The organism is Nocardia sp. XZ_19_385 (genome assembly GCF_015355755.1).
Taxonomy (GTDB): domain Bacteria; phylum Actinomycetota; class Actinomycetes; order Mycobacteriales; family Mycobacteriaceae; genus Nocardia.
Genome location: NZ_JACVEE010000001.1, coordinates 1,721,996 through 1,740,087, shown reverse-complemented (window position 1 = coordinate 1,740,087; position 18,092 = coordinate 1,721,996). Strand labels below are relative to the sequence as shown.

Genomic DNA, 18,092 nt, shown 5'->3' with positions numbered 1-18,092 from the left:
CACCCATGAAGGGTGCCGGGGCGTTGCCTCGTAAATGCTTAGCGCGTGACCTTGCCGGCCTTCAGGCAGGAGGTGCACACGTTCATGCGCTTGGTGTTGCCGGGGGCAACCTGCGCGCGCACGGTCTGGATGTTCGGGTTCCAGCGACGGTTGGTACGCCGGTGCGAGTGCGAGACCGACTTCCCGAAGCCGGGGCCCTTGGCGCAAACGTCGCAGACGGCAGCCATAGTCGCGAACTCCTTCATGTCTAGTGGGGACCGCTGCGACCGACGCAGCATGTCCGGAAACAATGTCTTATGCCTTGCCGACTTGCGTCGGCCAGCGCGAACCGGCCAAGGCCGCGCGAGGCAACCCTGCAAGGGTAGCTAACGCGGTCCGGATCCACCAAACCGATGGTCCGGGGGTGGGCCGAAGCGGCCGATGTGCGGAAGCCAGTCTAGCGGGCGGGCATTTGCCCGCCGTCACCCCCTCCTCCTGGTCTAGGCCCGGTCGTGTCGGTAACGCCCGCTAACCTGGCGGGGAGCACGCGGCGACAGGGAAAGTGAGGTGACGGTGCCCGGAGCGCGGGATGTGATCGATGGCGCAGTTCTGCTGCGCTGGGGGCGGATCTGCGTCGACGGCCTGGAGTCGCGGCGTGCCGAGATCAATGCCCTCAATGTCTTCCCGATCGCCGACGCCGACACCGGGACCAACCTGCTGGCGACCATGCGCGCGGCGCTATTGGCCGCGGAAACCGTGGCCGCGGATGTGACGCAGATCCCCGCCGCCGAGGTCGCCGCCGCCATGGCGCGTGGCGCGACCTCGGGCGCACGCGGCAACTCGGGCATCATCCTCACGCAGGTGCTGCGTGGCATCGCGGAAGCGGTGCGCGAAGGCCCGCTCACCGCGGAAACCCTGCGGCTGGCGCTGAGGCGGGGCGCGGCCCTGGTCCGCGAATCTTTGAGCGTGCCGGTCGAAGGCACCATGCTTACCGTTCTGGACTATGCGGCCGGTTGCGCGGCGGACTGCCCCGGCACCGCACTGGCCGACGTGGCGGTAGCCGCCGCCGATGGCGCTGCCAAGGCGCTGGACGACACGCCTGATCAGCTCGGTGTGCTGCGCGAGGCCGGCGTCGTCGACGCTGGGGCGCGCGGATTGCTTGTGCTGTTGGACGGGCTGGTCACGGTCGCCACCGGTGAACCGCCGGATCGGCCCGAGTATCTGCCGGGCGATCGCGACAGCGTGGCCGAGCCGATCGGCGAGCCCGCCGCGGAAAGTGCCGCGGACGACCCGCATTTCGAGGTGATGTACCTGCTGGCCGACACCGACGAGGACCGTGTCGCGCGCCTGCGTGACCGCTTGTCCGAATTGGGGGATTCGGTGGTCGTGGTCGGCGACGGCGCCGGAATGTGGTCCTCGCATGTGCACTGTGTCGACGCGGGCGCCGCCGTGGAGGCGGGTCTGGTCGCGGGCACGCTGAGCCGCATCCGCATCGAGAGTTTCGCCGTCACAGCACCCGTCCACACCGGACCTGGCGACTGTGCGGCCGAGTCGGCGGGTGGTCCGGCCGATCGCGGGATCCTCGCGGTCGCCGCGGGCGCGGGCGCCGCCGCCTTGTTCGAGGCGGCCGGTGCGGTCGTGCTCGGGGACGACCCGGTCACCGCGCAGGCGCTCCTCGCCGCGATCCGGAGCATGCCGAACCGGGAAGTCCTGGTCCTGCCCAACGGTGCGCTGCCCGCCCATGAACTCGTCGCCGTCGGTGTCGCCGCCCGTGACGCCCACCGCGACGTGCTGCTGCTCCCGAGCGGATCGATGGTCCAGGGCCTGGCGGCCGCCGCCGTGCACGACCGGGGCCGCATCGCGGTCGATGACGCCTTCGCCATGTCCGAAGCGGCCGCCGCGACCCGCTGGGGTTCGCTGCGCGCGGCCCAGGAGCGTGCCCTCACCATGGTGGGCACCTGCGAGGCCGGTGACGGTCTCGGCCTGGTCGGCCACGACGTGGTGGTGATCGACCACGATGTGCGCGCGGCGGCCCGGACCCTGCTGGACCGAATGCTCAGCTTCGGCGGTGAATTGGTCACGCTGCTGATGGGCGCGGACGCACCGGACGGGCTGGCCGGCGACTTGGCCGAGCACATCGGGCAGGGTTTCCCCGGTGTCGAGGTGACGGTGTATTCCGGTGGGCAGCATGGTGATCTGGTGCAGATCGGCGTCGAATGAATCAGGCACAGACGGGAATGCGGCATGGCGACACTTGGTGACCGGCTGGACCACGTCCTCGGCGTGAAAGCGGCCGAGAAGCTGGGCGAAGCCTTCGATATGAACACCGTCGAGGATCTGCTGCGCCACTATCCGCTGCGGTACGCCACGCAGGGGCAGCCGCTCACCGAGAGCGAGCCCGAGGACGGCGCGCACATCACCGTGGTCGGGCGGATCGCCAAGACCGAGCTGAAGCCGATGCGCAACCGCCGCGGTTCGCTGCTCAAGGTGCAGCTCGACACCGGGGCCGGGAAGCCGGTCGAGGTTACCTTCTTCAATGGTGACAAGGTGAAATACGTTGTCAAAGAAGGTCTTCGGGCGATGATGTCGGGCACCGTCAGCTACTGGCGGCCCGGCAGCTGGAACCTCTCGCATCCGGGATATCTGATCCTGCCCGAGGCCGAGGACGACTCGGTCGGCACGTTCACCAAGGTGCGCGGCGGCGGTGATCTGCGCGGGCTCGCCGAGAGCGCGAAAGGCGCCGGGGGCGTGGATGTTTCGTTCATGGAGCGGGAGTTCATTCCGGTCTATCCGGCGACGGCGAAGGTGCAGAGCTGGGATCTACTGGCCTGTGTGCGGCAGGTGCTCGAACAGCTCGATCCGATCGATGACCCACTGCCGGAACAGGTTCGGGCCGAGCGCGCGCTGATGGCGGTCTCCGATGCGCTGCGGTTGATCCATCTGCCCGAGCGCAAGACCGATATCGACCAGGCCAAGGAGCGGCTGCGGTTCGACGAGGCGCTGGCCTTGCAGCTGGTGCTGGCCGAACGCCGGCACGAGGTGTCCGGCCGGACCGCCAAGCCGTGCCCGCCACGCACCGAAGGCATCGCCGCCGCGTTCGAGAAGAAGCTGCCGTTCGAGTTGACCGCCGGTCAGCAGCAGGTGATCTCGGAGATTTCCGACGATCTGTCACAGGTGCAGCCGATGCACCGCCTGCTGCAGGGCGAGGTGGGTTCGGGTAAGACCATCGTGGCATTGCACGCCATGCTGCAGGTGGTCGACGCCGGTCAGCAGTGCGCCCTGTTGGCGCCGACCGAAGTGCTTGCCGCCCAGCACTATCGATCGCTGCGCAACATGCTCGGCGAGCTCGGCACGGCGGGGGAGTTGGGTGCGGCCGAGGACTCGACCAAGGTCGTGCTGGTGACCGGGTCGATGCCCGCGGCGACGAAGAAGGCGGCGCTGCTGGATGCCGTGACCGGTACGGCGGGCATCGTGATCGGTACGCACGCGTTGATCCAGGACGCGGTGGAGTTCTTCGACCTGGGCATGGTGATCGTCGACGAACAGCACCGGTTCGGTGTCGAGCAGCGAGACGCGTTGCGCGCCAAGGCGAAGAAGGGCGTCAGCCCGCACCTGCTGGTGATGACCGCGACCCCGATTCCGCGCACCATCGCGATGACGACCCTGGGCGATCTGGAAACCTCGACGCTCACCGAACTGCCCCGCGGCCGTTCCCCGATCACCTCGAAAGTCGTTCCGCGCAAACAGCATCCGGCGTGGGTCGACCGGGCGTGGGAACGCATCCTGGAGGAAGTCGAGGCCGGGCGCCAGGCCTACGTGGTGTGTTCGCGCATTGGCGACGATGAGGAAAAGGAAGCGGGCAAGGGGAAAAAGGGCAAGAAGGACGAGGAGAAGGAAGCCCCGACCACCGCAGCCGCCCTCGACGTCTTCGACACCCTGCGCGCCGGTCCGCTGGCGAACGTCCGGGTCGGCCTGCTGCACGGCCGCTTGCCGTCGGACGAAAAAGACCAGGTGATGCGTGATTTCAACGCCGGGGACATCGATGTGCTGGTCTGCACCACGGTGGTCGAGGTCGGCGTGGACGTGCCGAACGCGACGGTGATGGTCATCGTCGACGCCGACCGCTTCGGTGTCAGCCAGCTGCATCAGTTGCGCGGTCGTATCGGCCGCGGAAAGCATGCCGGTCTCTGCCTGCTGATCACCGATGCCTCGCCGGTCGGTTCGGCCATGGCGCGGTTGGACGCGGTCGCCGGTACCACCGACGGCTTCGAACTCTCCGTGCTCGACCTGCGGCAACGCCGTGAGGGCGACGTGCTCGGCGCCGCTCAGTCCGGCACCGCCCGCTCACTGCGCCTGCTGTCGCTGCTCGATGACCTCGAAGTCATCACCGCCGCACAGGATTTGGCGCGCGAACTGGTCGAGGCCGACCCGGGCCTGAAGAAGCACCCGGGCCTGGCGAGCATGATGAGCGCCGCGGTCGACTCCGAACGTCTGGAATACCTGGCGAAGTCCTGACGCGTCACCGCTTATCCAACGACGACCTCCGTGGGTGCCGCGGCGTCATCCTTTTGCTGACCGCGTGCATCCGCCGTCCACATCCCGATGATCGCGGCAGCTATCGCGATAAGGCCGCCGATCAGCAGTGCACGCTGGAACCCGGACGTCATCGCGTCGAGGGGCGCCTGCCCGGCGGCCACCTGCGCGGCGGTGCGGGAGGTCGCCACGGCGGTGAGTACCGCGATACCGATCGCGCCGCCGATCTGCTGGGCCGTATTCAGTAGCGCCGCGGCCAGTCCCGCCTGTTCGGCGGGCACACCGGCATTGGCGGCGGTGGTGTTCGCGACGAAGACCGCGCCCGCTCCGACGGCCACGACGAGCATGCCGGGCAGCACATGGGTCAGGTAGGAACCGTCGGCCGGAATCCGGGACAGCAGGATCAGTCCCAGCCCGCAGATCGCGGCACCCGCGACGATCACCGGCCGAGTTCCGATGCGGGGGAAGAGCTTCGCGGCCAATCCGGCGGCGATGCCGATGGTGAGGCTGATCGGCAGGTAGGCGTTGCCGGCCTGGAGCTCGCCGTAGCCGAGCACCGATTGCATGTACAGGGTGACGAAGAAGAACATTGCCAGCATGCCAGCGGCGATGGTCAGGTGCGTCAGGTTCGCCGCGACCAAACCGCGGATGCGGAAGACCGACAGCGGGACAAGCGGATTCGCGGTGCGGCGCTCATGGGCCACGAAGCCGATCAGCAGGGCCGCGGCCGCACCGAGGAGGGTGATCGTGCGAGCCGCGCCCCAGCCGTGTTCGGGCGCCTCGACCAGGCCGTACACCAGCAGCATCAGTCCACCGGTGCCCAGTGCGGTGCCGAACGCGTCGAAGCCGCCGCGGATTTCGTTGCGCCGATCGTCGGGAATCAGCGCCGGGACGACCGCCAGCACCAGCAGGCAGACCGGTGTGTTGACGTAGAACACCCAGCGCCACCCCGGCCCCGCACTGAGCAGTCCACCGAGGAAAACCCCTGCGGCCGAGGCCAATCCGGCGGCGCCGCCCCACACGCTGAGCGCGGTGTGCCGGTCCGAACCCTCGCGGAAGCTGGTGGTCAGAATCGACAGCGCGGCGGGCAGCATCAGTGCCGCACCGACGCCCTGCACCAGCCGCGCGCCGATCAGCGGTCCAGCGCTGTCGGCGAGCCCGCCGACGGCCGAGGCGACCCCGACGAGCACCGTGCCCGCGATGAGCACGCGGCGCCGTCCGAGCAGATCGGCCAGCCTGCCGCCCAGCAGCATCAGGCCGCCATAGGTGAGCAGGTAGCCGCTGGTGATCCATTGCAGCGTGGCCACCGACAGCCCGAGTTCACGCTGGATGGTCGGCAGGGCGACATTGACGATGGAGCCGTCGACGAAATCGAGAAAGGCGACGGTGCACAGCAACGCCAGCGTGAGCTTGCCGCGGCGGGTCGCCAGATATGACGGTGTTTCGGTGGGTGACTGCACTGCGAGGGTCCTCTCACGGTCCGGACGCCGATTTCGTCCGCTACGAACCCAGAGCGAGTCCGGCCACGGTGGCGTGACATCGTGAGAGTCGGATCACAGGGGGCGCGCAGATGTCACGTTCCGGGCGGTGAGTTCCCTCTAGGGAAGTGACAGCGGAACAAGGAGGCCAGATGTTCGACAGCGCCGACGACGAGGCGACCCGAGTGTTCGCCGACCATCGGGAACTGCTGTTCTCCATCGTCTACAACATCCTGGGCACCGTCGCCGACACCGAGGACGTGCTGCAGGACACCTGGCTGGCCTGGGTGCCGCGCGCCCGCCGCGGCGGTACCGAGGAGATCACCAGCCCACGCGCCTACCTGGTGCGCATCGCGGTCAACAACGCGCTGGCCCGGCGTACGGCGGTGGCGCGGCGTCGCGAAACCTATGTCGGCCCTTGGCTGCCCGAGCCGCTGGTGACCGATACCCCGGAGGTCCGGGACAGCGCCGACGCCGCCGATCCCGCGCTGCGGGCGGAATCGGTGTCCATGGCGATGCTGGTGGTACTGGAGACGCTGTCGCCGCTGGAGCGCGCGACGTTCGTGCTGCACGATGTGTTCGGCTATGCGCACGCTGAGGTCGGTGAGATTCTCGGGCGGGAGACCACCGCGGTCCGCCAGCTCGCGCACCGGGCCCGCGCACATGTCCAAGCCCGGCGGCCGCGGTATCGCGCCGACCCGCAGATGCAGCGCGCGGTGACCGAACAGTTCCTGGCCGCACAGGTGGGCGGCGATGTGAACGCGCTGCTGGAGCTGCTGGCGCCGGATGTGACCTTCTGGTCCGACGGCGGCGGCAAGTCGCGGGCCGCGCTGCGCCCGATCCAGGGCGCGGACAAGATCGTTCGCCTGATCACCAGCCCGATGATCGTCGGCGTGCCCGATCTCGGGATCGAATACCGATGGGTCGGTGGCGATCCGTCCGCGATGATCCTGTCCGGCGGTTCGCTTTTCGCGGTCGTGGTGCTCGATATCGAGCCGGTCACGGCCAAGATTCGCGGGATCTACGCGGTCCGCAATCCCGACAAGTTGACCCACGTCGGCGCGTGACTCACCGGTTCGCTCCGGGATAAGGCAAATCGGTGCTGGTGTGCTCGGCGACCGACATCGGTGCCCCGATCTGCGGAAAGGCGCGCTGCGGGCAGGCGGGCCGCTCGCACACTTTGCAGCCCGCCCCGATCGGCACCGCCGCGGCCGGCTCGTCGAGTTGCAGGCCGGTGGCATACACCAGCCGGTCGGCGTATTCGATATCGCAGCCCAGTCCGATCGCGAAATTCTTTGTCGCCGTGCCATATCCATGCGGACTGGTGGCGGTCGTGCGGGCGATCCACAGGTAGCGGCGGCCGTCGGGCATGGCCGCGACCTGGGTCAGGACGCGGTCCGGATGCGCGAACGCCTCGTGCACCACCCACAGCGGGCAGCTGCCGCCGACCCGGGAGAAGTGAAAAGCGGTGGCGGACTGCCGTTTCGAGATATTGCCCGCCCGGTCGGTGCGGACCAGGAAGAACGGCACCCCGCGCTGCCCCTGCCGCTGCAGCGTGCTCAGCCGGTGGCAGATGGTTTCGAAGCCGACCTCGAAACGCAGGCTCAGCAGGTCGATGTCGTAGCGCAGTTCCTCGGCCGACCGCAGGAAACGGCCGTAGGGCAGCACCAGCGCTCCCGCGAAATAGTTGGCCAGGCCAATCCGGGCGAGTGTGCGGGATTCGCCCGAGAGTGAGGGGGTTTCGTTGAGCACCGCGTCCAGATCCTTGCCGTAGAGCAGGAATCCGAGGGTGGTGGCGATCTGGAAGGCCCGCTGCCCGGGCCGCAGCCGCCGCGCCAGGGTGAGGGTGCGGCTGTCGGGGTCGTAGTGCCGTTTCGGGATGGACGGGTCCGCGCCGTCGCCGCGCACCAGCACGGTGACGCCCGCGCGTTCGTCCGCGATGCGGGCCAGCTGCCGGTCCAGTGAGCCGATGGTCAGCCCGGATTCCTCGAAGAGGTGTTCGGCGGCCAGGTCGAGGTGCGGGATGTGATTGTGGTGGTCGTAGAAGAAGTCCCGGACATCCTCGTAGGGCATCGGCACGCCGGGTGCACCCGTGGGCGCGGACACCCGGGAGGACAGCAGGTCGAGTTGGTCGGTGGCGGCGCGTAATCGCCGGTGCATGGCGACCAGGATGCGTGCGACTTCCGGCTGCCGGGTGGCCAGTTCCTCCACCTCGGTCAGCGGCGCGCTGTCGCCGCCGGCGGCGTCCACGAGCACCTCGTGCAGGTCCGAGACCAGGCGCGCGTCGGAGTCGGCGGCGAAGAACTGCACATCGAGATCGAACGTCGAATTCAGTTTCAGCAGCACCGGAATGGTGAGCGGACGCTGATCGCGTTCGAGCTGATTGAGATAGCTGGGCGAGAGATCCAGCGACTTGGCCAGCGCCGCCTGGGTCATCCGCCGTTCCTCGCGCAATCGCCGCAACCGGGCTCCCGCGTACATCTTGCGCACGAGGTGGATGGTAGTCGTCGAGCTTCGCAAACATCGCAGAATGAGGCGTTCTCGCCCGCAAAAATCTGCTTGTGCAAGGTGTTTTGCCGATGCCGGGGCATGCGTAGCGTGCGAAGTACGGCGGACGACGCCACCGGAGACATCGGAGGACTGATGAAGACTCATATCGTACGCGCACGCCGTGCGGCGGAACAGTTTCCGCGTTCGGAACATCTGGCAACCAAGATCGCGGAGGTTGCTGTGGATCCGGTCGAGGTGCCCGCTGAGGTCTCGGAGATGATCGTGAACCGCATCATCGACAACGCTGCGGTGGCGGCGGCCTCGGTGCTGCGCCGTCCGGTGACAAGCGCCCGCGCCCAAGCGTTGGCACAGCCGTATCAGGCGCGGGAAGGCCGGTCCGGGGCAACGATTTTCGGCCGGCCCGAGCGGGTGTCGCCGGAGTGGGCGGCCTGGGCGAACGGTGTCGCGGTGCGCGAGCTCGACTTTCATGACACCTTCCTGGCCGCCGAGTATTCCCATCCCGGCGACAACATCCCGCCGATTCTCGCGGTCGCCCAGCACACCGGGCGTAGCGGCGCGGACCTGATCCGTGGTGTGGCCACCGGTTACGAAATCCAGATCGACCTGGTGCGCGGAATCTGCCTGCACCAGCACAAGATCGACCATGTCGCCCATCTCGGGCCGTCCGCCGCGGCGGGCATCGGGACGCTGCTCGGGCTCGGGACGGAGACGATCTATCAGGCGGTCGGGCAGGCGCTGCACACCACCACGGCGACGCGGCAGTCCCGCAAGGGCGAGATATCCAGCTGGAAGGCTTATGCGCCCGCGTTCGCCGGGAAGATGGCGGTCGAAGCGGTGGACCGGGCGATGCGCGGAGAGGGCGCGCCCGCACCCATCTGGGAGGGTGCCGACGGAGTCATCGCGTGGTTGCTCGGGGGTCCGGAGGCGGAATACCGTGTGCCGCTGCCCGGTCCGGGGGAGGCCAAGCGCGCCATCCTGGACAGCTACACCAAGGAGCATTCCGCGGAATACCAGAGCCAGGCGCTGATCGACCTGGCTCGCCGGATGGGTCCGGCCATCGGTGATCTCGGCCAGATCGCCTCGATCGTGTTGCACACCAGCCATCACACGCACTTCGTGATCGGCACCGGATCCGGTGACCCGCAGAAGTTCGATCCGCACGCCAGTCGCGAGACCCTGGACCACTCGGTGATGTACATCTTCGCGGTCGCGTTGCAGGACGGTGCCTGGCATCACGAACGCTCCTACGCGCCCGAACGCGCGCGGCGGCCCGACACGATCGAGCTGTGGCGCAAGGTGTCCACCGTCGAGGATCTGGAGTGGACGCGGCGCTACCACTCGAATGATCCGGCGGAGCAGGCCTTCGGCGCTCGCGCCGTGGTCACCTTGCGGAGCGGCGAGACCATTGTCGATGAACTCGCCGTCGCCGACGCGCATCCGCTCGGTGCGCGCCCGTTCGGCCGGGCGCAGTACATCGAGAAGTTCCGGACTCTCGCGGAAGGTGTGGTCGATCCCGCGGAGCAGGACCGGTTCCTCGACGTGGCGGGGCGCACCCTGGACCTGGGGGCGGGCGAGCTCGATCAGCTGACCTGCGCTGTCTCGCCCGAGGTACTCGGCCGGGCGGCCGTGGTGCGGGAGGGGATCTTCTGATGCCCGGACTACTCCATGAATCCGCCCAAGACCAGCGCTTGGGCGGCAATGACATCGGTGCCGTTGAAGGTCACCGCGGGCGGGCCGTGCAGGCGGTAGCCCTCGTCGAGCAGATCGCTGATCCGTTTGCAGAACGCGGCGTCATCCACGCCGGTGATCAGCCGGTAGCGCAGCGGTTGGTCGGGCATGGGATCAGCCTAGGGCGGTGGGGGCGGTGAACGCGCTCTCGACGGCCGCGATCGGCGCGGCGGAGAAGCGGGTGGCGTTCCGGGCCGGGTTGACCTCCGGGCGGATCCAGCGGTTGCCGGGTGCGTTCAACCCGCTGGTGGCCAAACTGATCCAGGAACTCGGATTCGAAGGGGCGTATGTCTCGGGTGCGGTGGTCTCCGCCGAGCTCGCGCTGCCCGATATCGGACTGACCACGCTGACCGAGGTGACCGAGCGGGGGCGGCAGATCGCGCGGGTCACCGACCTGCCGGTGCTGATCGACGCCGACACCGGCTTCGGAGAGCCGATGAACGCCGCGCGCACGGTGAGCCTGCTCGAGGATGCCGGACTGGCCGGATGTCATCTCGAGGATCAGGTGAATCCGAAACGGTGCGGGCATCTCGACGGGAAGTCCGTGGTGCCGGTCCCGGAGATGGTGCGGCGGCTGCGGGCCGCGGTGTCGGCGCGGCGGGACCCGAACTTCGTCGTCTGCGCGCGCACCGACGCGCGCGGCACCGAGGGGCTGGATGCCGCCATCGACCGGGCCAAGGCCTATGCCGACGCGGGGGCGGACCTGATCTTCACCGAGGCACTGGCCGATGCCGGTGAGTTCGCGAAATTCCGTGCTGCGGTCGATATTCCGCTGCTGGCGAATATGACCGAGTTCGGCAAATCCGCTTTGCTCTCGGCGGGCGAACTGGAGAACCTCGGGTACAACGCGGTCATCTACCCGGTCACGACGCTGCGGCTGGCGATGTACGCGGTGGAGCACGGGTTACGCGAAATCGCCGCTACTGGAACGCAATCGGGTCTGCTGGATCGGATGCAGCAGCGTTCCCGGCTCTACGAACTGCTCGACTACGAGCGCTACAACGAATTCGATTCCGGAATCTTCAATTTCACGCTGACGGGCGAAGCATGACCGAGATCAAGAAGGGCCTCGCGGGGGTGGTGGTCGATACCACCGCCATCTCCAAGGTGGTGCCCGAAACCAATTCGCTGACCTATCGCGGCTACGCGGTGCAGGACCTGGCCGGGCACTGCTCCTTCGAGGAGGTCGCATATCTGCTGTGGTACGGCGAACTTCCGCGGGCCGCGCAGCTGGAACTGCTGTGCCAGCGGGAACGTGCGTGGCGGCGGATCGACCGTTCCATCCTGTCGCTGATCGAGAAGATGCCGGATTCCTGCCATCCGATGGACGTCGTCCGCACGGTGGTCAGTTACCTCGGCACCGAGGATCCCGAGGCCGAGTCCGACGAGCCGCGATCATTGTCGGCCAAGGCTTTACGGCTCACTGCGGTGCTGCCAACCGTGATCGCGGCCGACATGCGCCGCCGCCGCGGCCTGGATCCCGTTGCGCCACACTCACATCTGGGTTTCGCCGAGAACTTCCTCTACATGTGCTTCGGCGAGTTCCCGGACCCGCGTCTGGTCCGCGCCTTCGAGATCTCGCTGGTCCTCTACGCGGAGCACAGTTTCAACGCCTCCACCTTCGCCGCCCGCGTGGTCACCTCCACCTGCTCGGATCTCTACAGCGCGGTCACCGCCGCCATCGGTGCCCTCAAGGGCCCGCTGCACGGCGGCGCCAACGAGGCCGTCATGCACGCCATGCTGGAGATCGGCGATCCCGCGAAGGCGCGAGACTGGTTGCAGGGCAAGCTTTCCGCCAAACAGAAGGTGATGGGGTTCGGTCACCGCGTCTACAAGAACGGCGACTCCCGCGTCCCCACCATGCGCGCCGCCCTCGCGGACGTCGCCGAGGTGACCGGCGGCCAACGCTGGCTACGCATGTATACCGAACTCGAACAGGCCATGGCCGAGGCCACCGGCATCAAACCGAACCTCGACTTCCCGGCCGGCCCCGCCTACTACCTGATGGGCTTCGACATCGACATGTTCACCCCGATCTTCGTGATGAGCCGCATTGTCGGCTGGACTGCCCACATCTCCGAGCAAACCGCCTCCAACGCCCTGATCCGCCCTCTCTCGGAATACACCGGCGTGCCCCAACGGGCGCTGCTCACGGCAGGAGCCCGCGACTGACTGCCCGGCGGGTGATCTCGACGATCCGGTATTCAACCAAGCAATTGTTTGGTTGAATCGAGTCTCAGCCCGACGAAAGTGAGCCTCCGATGACCAGCCCTGACGAACTCGTCCGCGCCATGTGCCAGGCCTGGGCCAACCCGGATCCCGCCGAAATCGCGAAGTTCTTCGCCGAAGACGCGGTCTACCACAACATTCCGATGGAACCGGTAGTCGGCCGCGCCGCGATCGCCGACTTCGTCACCGGCCTCCTCGGCCCCTTCACCGCCATCGATTTCGACATCCACCTCCAGGTCTCCAACGGCGCCACCGTCATGAACGAACGCACCGACACCCTCCGCGGCAAAGACGGCCGCGACACCCCACTCCCCGTAGTCGGCGTCTTCGAAGTCCACGACGGCCTCATCACCGCCTGGCGCGACTACTTCGACATGGCCGCCATCACCCGCGCCTTCGGCGGCTGAGCGGCCTGCCCGCAGTCGGCTCCTGGCTAGCTGAACAGCTCTGAGGGATCCGTGATAGTGATCGCGCGGCGCAGCCATGCCTTGAGCTGATCGACATCGCGGCACTCGGTAATGCGCGCGCGGAGTGCATCAGGGATCTCGAACCCTCGCGTGTCGAGGACAGCCAGGACGGCCTGTGCGGCGCTCTCGGCACGGCCTTCGGCTCGACCTGTGTTCAGACCTTCGGCTCGGCCCTCGGCCATGTACTTGCGGGCGAAGTCGCTTTGGTACTCGTACTTGAAGCCGGCTTTCATCATGAGCTCCCTGAGGAGAGGTTGGAGTGCCTCGGGGATCGAGTTCTCCACGAGGTCATAATACATTTTCGCGTGTTCCTCATCGATGCTGCCGAGGCTCGCGGTGAAGGCGGTCAGCACGTCCTCGGCATGCGGACCGCCGCCGTGTGCGAGCGCGGACAGCACCGCCCGTTCGGGCAGTTCCCTGCCCTCCTCGGGATCGGTGACGACAGGCATGCTGTCCGGCCCGAGCACCAAGGGGCAGAGCACGAGTCCGGGATGGCCGAATCGGATCGGGGTGCGGCACTTGGCGGCAATCTGGTTGGTCGTGCAGATAACGAGCAGGAAGACCGGGCATCTCAATCGGGATCTGAACGTGCTGAGGTAGACGGGCCAGGCCCACGTCTTGTCGTCGTCGTGACTCAGCTGGACCTCGACGATGATCCCGAGCACCGGCGTCCCGGAGCTGTCGGCGAACACGAGGGTGGCGTCGCCGCGGTACTCGTTGGGTTTGACATCGGTGAAGTCGCAAGAGCCGGCCCGTGCCTGTTGGTATTCCGGGACGGGAATGCCGAAGGCATCGTCGAGTAATCCCGCGGCCAGGCTCGGGTTTCGGAACATCTCCACGATCACCTCGTGCAGTTGCGTCGGCATGGCCACGGAAGCTACTCCGGGGCACCGACATTCCCGCGAGCCCAACTTTCTGCGGAAATAGCGGAACCGAATCAATCGCGGGTGCGTCGAAGGATTACAACAGGGGACAACCGGTCTCCGGTGGCTGAGGAGCGTGGCGCATGGTTTGTTGTCCGAGGGATCCGAAGTCGTGGCGGCAGGGGCTCAGTGGGAAAGGGCGGATGCGGCCGGTGGTTCGGTCGGGGGAGGCTTGTGAGAGTTATACGTCTCGGCGGATGCGGCAGCCGCGGCCGAAGCCGGAATCCGATGCCGGTGCGGCGGGGTGATCAACGGGTGGCTTCTTCCGGGAGTAGGTGGGCGAGAAGGAGTTTGACCAGGAGGATCGGGGCGAACCAGGCGGCGATATGGGGCACGGTGAGGATGGTGGTGGCGATCGCTATGCCGAAGACGGTGGCGGCGAAGGCGGTTGGGCGGCGCAGGGGTTGCGGGGCGGCGGTGACGGCGAGGGCCCCGAGCAGGGCTATGGCGTAGATGGCAGCCGCGGTGGACCAGGTGAAGCCGGGCAGCGCCCAGGCCAGGATGAACGGTTGAATGTGGATGGCGACGAAGCCGAGGTGATGGAGCGCGGTTCGGCCCGGGCGGTAGTACCAGAGTTTCGCGGCGCAGGTGGAGTTGACCACGGCGCCGCCGAACAGGTCGAAGGCGACCACGGTGAGTACCGCGACGCGCCAGATGGCCAGGTCGGCGAGCAAGCTCAGCACGAAGATGGTCGCGGCGCCGAGGATGGCGGCGCCGAAGCCGCAGACCACCTCGCCTCGGGACGCGTTCGGTGCGATCAGGCGTTCGGTGAGTGTCATCGGCGAATCCCTTCGACGCAGATTTGGATGACCGGGTCGGCTAGATCCCGCAGGGATAGTTCGGGGTCGACCAGGGCCTGCACCAGACAGCCCTCGATCGCCCCCACGATCACCACCGCGTGGTTCGCGCCGATGCCCGCGCGCAACTCCCCTTCGGCGGCGGCCTCGAACAGGAGATCCGCTATGGCGCTGCGGTATTCGCGGTACGTGGTGGCCATATCGATGGGCGGATTCGACGCCCACACGTCCAGGAGTACCCGCGCGTGGTCCGGGTGCGCGGCCAGCATGTGGATGGTCGCACGGATCAAACGGCTCAATCGGTCCAGCGCCGAGCCGGTACCCAGCTCCGCCAGCACCTGTGCCGACTTCACGGCGTAGCTGTCGAAGACCCCGGCGAGCAACGCATTGCGGCTCTCGAAGTACAGGTAGACGCTGCCCTTGGCGATCCCGGCCTCGGCGGCCACGTCCTCGATGCGCGAGGCGGCAAACCCCTTGCGCGCGAACACTTTCGCCGCGGCGTCCAGGATCTCCTCCTGTCGTGCGGCTCTGTCGACAATCTTCGGCATGGTCTAATTATGAATGACTGGTCAGTCATAAACAAGCCCCCGCCGGGGCGAGCCGACCGGCCGCAGACGCGCTGCGGCCGGCCGATCGAATCAACGCACCGCGTGCGCGGCCGCCACCATGTTGCGCAGCGACGCCTCCACCTCAACCGGCCCGCGGGTCTTCAACCCGCAATCCGGATTCACCCAGAGTCGCTCGGCGGGAACGGCTTTCAGGGCCGCGCGCAAGGAGGCAGTGATCTCCTCGACGCTCGGCACCCGCGGTGAGTGGATGTCGTACACGCCCGGCCCGACACCCAGATCGAACCCTGCCGCGTTGAGATCGTCGAGCACCTCCATATGCGAGCGTGCCGCCTCGATCGAGGTCACGTCGGCATCCAGCCCGGCGATCGCGTCGATCACCTCACCGAACTCCGAATAGCAGAGATGGGTGTGGATCTGCGTGGTGTCCGCGACGCCGGAGGTGGCGAGGCGGAACGCCCGCACCGACCAGTCCAGGTAGCCGGGTTGATCGGCGGCCCGCAGCGGCAGCAGTTCGCGCAGCGCGGGTTCGTCGACCTGAACGATGCGGATGCCCGCCGCCTCCAGGTCCACGGTTTCGTCACGGATCGCCAGCGCCACCTGCGCGGCCGAATCGGCGAGCGGCTGGTCATCCCGCACGAACGACCAGGCCAGGATGGTCACCGGGCCGGTGAGCATGCCCTTGACCGGCTTGTCGGTGCGCGATTGCGCGTAGCTGATCCAGTCGACGGTCATCGGCTCGCGCCGGGACACATCGCCGTACAGGATCGGCGGGCGCACGCAGCGGGTGCCATAGGACTGCACCCAGCCCAGCTCGGTGGCGGCGAAACCGTCGAGCTGCTCGGCGAAGTACTGCACCATGTCGTTGCGTTCCGGCTCGCCGTGCACCAGCACGTCCAAGCCCAGCTTCTCCTGCAGCGCAATCACATCCGCGATCTCGGCACGCATCCGGCGGACGTACTCGGCCTGGTCGATCTCGCCCTTGCGCAGTGCCGCGCGGGCCAGCCGGATCGCGGAGGTCTGCGGGTAGGACCCGATCGTGGTCGTCGGCAGGCTGGGCAGGTGCAGCTGTTCGGCCTGGAGTGCACGGCGCTCGTCGGCGGGGGTGCGCCGGTCGGCGTCCGTCCCGAGCGCGCCGAGCCGGGCCCGCACCTGCGGGTCTGCCAGCCGTGGATCGTTGCGCCGGGACTCCAGAGCCGCACGGACCGTGGCCAATTCGGCGGCGACCGCTTCCGTGCCGGATCGCAGCGCAGTGGCGAGCAGTCGCACTTCGGCGACCTTCTCCGCACCGAAAGCCAGCCAGGACCGCAGCTGGTCGTCCAGGCCGGTTTCGACGGCGAGGGTGTAGGGCACGTGCAGCAGCGAGCAGGAGGTCGAAACCGCCACCGACGCCGCGGAACCGAGCACGGTGCCCAAGGTTGTCTGCGCCCGATCGAGGTCGGTACGCCAGACATTGCGCCCGTCGACCACACCGGCGACCAGCAGCTTGTTCGTCAGCGGGGGCACAGCCGCCACCTCGACGGCGGTGAAATCGAGTGCGACGCCTTCGATGTCGGTTTCCACCAGCGCATCCAGCGCCGCCCGCGGCTGACCGAAGTAGGTGGCCACCAGGATCGCCGGGCGATCGTCCCCGGCCGACAGTGCGCTGTAAGTGCTTCGCACCAGCTCGATTTCGGCGTCGCTGAGATCGGTGACCAGCACCGGCTCATCGATCTGGACCCACTGCGCGCCCGCGGCAGCCAACTGCCGCAACAACTCCCGGTACAGCGGCACCAGTTCATCGAGCCGATCCAGCGCCGCACCACCGGTCGCCTTCGCCAGCTTCAGGAAGGTGAGCGGTCCGATCACCACCGGACGGGCCGGGACGCCCAGCGCGATCGCCTCGGCCAGCTCGTCCAGCAGCTTCTCGGTATGCAGCGAGAAGACTGTCTCCGAGCCGATTTCGGGCACCAGATAGTGGTAGTTGGTGTCGAACCACTTGGTCATCTCCAGCGGTTCGATGGTGTCGGTTCCGCGCGCCGCGGCGAAATAGCGGTCCAGCGGATCTTCGACCCCGGCGACCCGCGGCGGCAGCGCGCCGAGCAGTACAGCCGTGTCGAGCATCTGGTCGTAATAGGAGAAGGTGCCCACCGGCACCGAATCGATTCCGGCGGCGGCCAATTCGGCGTACTGCTGACGGCGCAGGTCCGCGGCGACGCTGTGCAGGCCGGCGCTGTCCAGGCGTCCGGCCCAGTAGGACTCGGTGGCGCGCTTGAGTTCCCGTCGAGGTCCAACTCGCGGGAGCCCGAGAACCGTTGCGGTGAACGGAGCAGAAGTAACAGTCACGATGTTCTCCAGTGCTGTGTTTGGTCGTGAACCATCGCCGTTGGGGCGGGCAGCACCGAGCAGACATCTCGGCAACCGCGAAGAACGGAGCCCGAAATGTCAGCACTGGTGGTCCGCGCGCCCATTCCACGAGGCGGTGGCCGCCGGATACGGCGTATCCGGCACAACTGGCAGGTCTTCGGACTTGCGGGCACGGGCCTTCTGGCCGACCCCAGTTAGGGGCTCACCTACTGGCCGTCGCTTCCCGGATCACTCCAGTGCTTTGTTGACGGCGGTCGTTCCTGCATACCGCTGCGGGACAGTCCCGGATTCTCACCGGGTTCCCTCTCGATCCGGACGGATCTCGACTCCTGCGCGTGACGTCGGGGCTCCAACTCGTCGCGCACCGGAGAAACCAGCTGCGTTGTCCAGCATAAGCCGAGCCGCGAATATTCCGTGCAACCCTGCCGATTTCGCCGTGCCGCATGGCCATCGGCGCTGCGCACCACGGCCGTCGCCGCGCGGTGAGATGTGACGCCACGATTTCCGCAACTTCGCAACCGTGCTAGGCCCGCTT

General features: G+C 67.6%; 15 protein-coding genes and 1 riboswitch. Of the genes, 7 read left to right on the top strand and 8 right to left on the bottom strand.

Annotated features, from left to right (window positions below):
• Positions 1-38: 38 nt before the first annotated feature.
• Entirely contained in the window at positions 39-227 is a 189-nt protein-coding gene (gene rpmB, locus IBX22_RS08185; RefSeq protein ID WP_194814704.1) for a 50S ribosomal protein L28, read from the bottom strand.
• A 319-nt stretch (positions 228-546) separates the two neighbouring features.
• Between rpmB and IBX22_RS08180 the strand changes: the two genes are divergently transcribed.
• Entirely contained in the window at positions 547-2,199 is a 1,653-nt protein-coding gene (locus tag IBX22_RS08180) for a DAK2 domain-containing protein (RefSeq protein ID WP_309234485.1), read from the top strand.
• A 24-nt stretch (positions 2,200-2,223) separates the two neighbouring features.
• A complete protein-coding gene (gene recG / locus IBX22_RS08175; RefSeq protein WP_194814703.1) occupies positions 2,224-4,494 on the top strand; it encodes an ATP-dependent DNA helicase RecG in 2,271 nt (756 codons plus the stop codon).
• Between the two features lie 11 nt (positions 4,495-4,505).
• Here recG and IBX22_RS08170 read toward each other — a convergent pair whose 3' ends face one another.
• Positions 4,506-5,972, bottom strand: coding sequence for an MFS transporter (locus IBX22_RS08170; protein ID WP_194814702.1), 1,467 nt, complete (start codon positions 5,970-5,972; stop codon positions 4,506-4,508).
• 170 nt (positions 5,973-6,142) lie between these two features.
• Here IBX22_RS08170 and sigJ point away from each other — a divergent pair, with 170 nt between their 5' ends.
• Positions 6,143-7,057: an RNA polymerase sigma factor SigJ gene (gene sigJ, locus IBX22_RS08165; protein WP_194814701.1), complete on the top strand. Its 915-nt coding sequence runs from the start codon at positions 6,143-6,145 to the stop codon at positions 7,055-7,057.
• Position 7,058: 1 nt separating this feature from the next.
• Here the strand turns inward: sigJ and IBX22_RS08160 are convergent, their stop codons facing one another.
• Positions 7,059-8,480, bottom strand: coding sequence for a short-chain fatty acyl-CoA regulator family protein (locus IBX22_RS08160; protein ID WP_194814700.1), 1,422 nt, complete (start codon positions 8,478-8,480; stop codon positions 7,059-7,061).
• Between the two features lie 153 nt (positions 8,481-8,633).
• Between IBX22_RS08160 and prpD the strand changes: the two genes are divergently transcribed.
• Positions 8,634-10,151: a 2-methylcitrate dehydratase PrpD gene (prpD, locus tag IBX22_RS08155; RefSeq protein ID WP_194814699.1), complete on the top strand. Its 1,518-nt coding sequence runs from the start codon at positions 8,634-8,636 to the stop codon at positions 10,149-10,151.
• Between the two features lie 8 nt (positions 10,152-10,159).
• On the opposite strand, the gene IBX22_RS08150 is transcribed toward prpD, so the two are convergent.
• The gene (locus tag IBX22_RS08150) at positions 10,160-10,339 is read right to left on the bottom strand and encodes a DUF1737 domain-containing protein (RefSeq protein WP_194814698.1); all 180 of its coding nucleotides are present in this window, start codon (positions 10,337-10,339) and stop codon (positions 10,160-10,162) included.
• 26 nt (positions 10,340-10,365) lie between these two features.
• Here IBX22_RS08150 and prpB point away from each other — a divergent pair, with 26 nt between their 5' ends.
• From prpB to IBX22_RS08135, 3 genes are all read left to right on the top strand, one after another.
• A complete protein-coding gene (gene prpB, locus IBX22_RS08145) occupies positions 10,366-11,280 on the top strand; it encodes a methylisocitrate lyase (RefSeq protein WP_194815674.1) in 915 nt (304 codons plus the stop codon).
• Positions 11,277-12,401, top strand: a complete 1,125-nt coding sequence (locus tag IBX22_RS08140) for a bifunctional 2-methylcitrate synthase/citrate synthase (protein WP_194814697.1) — start codon at positions 11,277-11,279, stop codon at positions 12,399-12,401. Before prpB ends, IBX22_RS08140 begins: the two co-directional genes overlap by 4 nt.
• 89 nt (positions 12,402-12,490) lie before the next feature.
• Positions 12,491-12,865 carry a nuclear transport factor 2 family protein gene (locus IBX22_RS08135; protein WP_194814696.1) on the top strand — a complete coding sequence of 125 codons (375 nt, stop codon included), beginning with the start codon at positions 12,491-12,493 and terminating at the stop codon, positions 12,863-12,865.
• Between the two features lie 26 nt (positions 12,866-12,891).
• Here IBX22_RS08135 and IBX22_RS08130 read toward each other — a convergent pair whose 3' ends face one another.
• From IBX22_RS08130 to metE, 4 genes are all read right to left on the bottom strand, one after another.
• Complete coding sequence (locus IBX22_RS08130) at positions 12,892-13,791, bottom strand: hypothetical protein (protein ID WP_194814695.1); 900 nt, start codon at positions 13,789-13,791, stop codon at positions 12,892-12,894.
• Between the two features lie 305 nt (positions 13,792-14,096).
• The gene (locus IBX22_RS08125) at positions 14,097-14,627 is read right to left on the bottom strand and encodes a hypothetical protein (RefSeq protein WP_194814694.1); all 531 of its coding nucleotides are present in this window, start codon (positions 14,625-14,627) and stop codon (positions 14,097-14,099) included.
• Positions 14,624-15,193 (bottom strand): TetR/AcrR family transcriptional regulator, encoded by a 570-nt coding sequence (locus IBX22_RS08120; RefSeq protein ID WP_194814693.1) that lies wholly within the window; start codon positions 15,191-15,193, stop codon positions 14,624-14,626. Before IBX22_RS08120 ends, IBX22_RS08125 begins: the two co-directional genes overlap by 4 nt.
• 90 nt (positions 15,194-15,283) lie before the next feature.
• Positions 15,284-17,536, bottom strand: coding sequence for a 5-methyltetrahydropteroyltriglutamate--homocysteine S-methyltransferase (gene metE / locus IBX22_RS08115; RefSeq protein WP_309234483.1), 2,253 nt, complete (start codon positions 17,534-17,536; stop codon positions 15,284-15,286).
• 151 nt (positions 17,537-17,687) lie between these two features.
• Positions 17,688-17,905: riboswitch (cobalamin riboswitch) on the bottom strand.
• Positions 17,906-18,092 lie beyond the last annotated feature (187 nt).

Excerpts from the sequence above, each read along its gene's own strand:
- rpmB (WP_194814704.1), bottom strand. The coding sequence starts at position 227 with ATGGCTGCCGTCTGCGACGTTTGCGCCAAGGGCCCCGGCTTCGGGAAG.
- recG (WP_194814703.1), top strand. The coding sequence starts at position 2,224 with ATGGCGACACTTGGTGACCGGCTGGACCACGTCCTCGGCGTGAAAGCG.
- sigJ (WP_194814701.1), top strand. The coding sequence starts at position 6,143 with ATGTTCGACAGCGCCGACGACGAGGCGACCCGAGTGTTCGCCGACCAT.
- prpD (WP_194814699.1), top strand. The coding sequence starts at position 8,634 with ATGAAGACTCATATCGTACGCGCACGCCGTGCGGCGGAACAGTTTCCG.
- IBX22_RS08150 (WP_194814698.1), bottom strand. The coding sequence starts at position 10,339 with ATGCCCGACCAACCGCTGCGCTACCGGCTGATCACCGGCGTGGATGAC.
- IBX22_RS08140 (WP_194814697.1), top strand. The coding sequence starts at position 11,277 with ATGACCGAGATCAAGAAGGGCCTCGCGGGGGTGGTGGTCGATACCACC.
- IBX22_RS08135 (WP_194814696.1), top strand. The coding sequence starts at position 12,491 with ATGACCAGCCCTGACGAACTCGTCCGCGCCATGTGCCAGGCCTGGGCC.
- IBX22_RS08130 (WP_194814695.1), bottom strand. The coding sequence starts at position 13,791 with ATGCCGACGCAACTGCACGAGGTGATCGTGGAGATGTTCCGAAACCCG.
- IBX22_RS08125 (WP_194814694.1), bottom strand. The coding sequence starts at position 14,627 with ATGACACTCACCGAACGCCTGATCGCACCGAACGCGTCCCGAGGCGAG.
- IBX22_RS08120 (WP_194814693.1), bottom strand. The coding sequence starts at position 15,193 with ATGCCGAAGATTGTCGACAGAGCCGCACGACAGGAGGAGATCCTGGAC.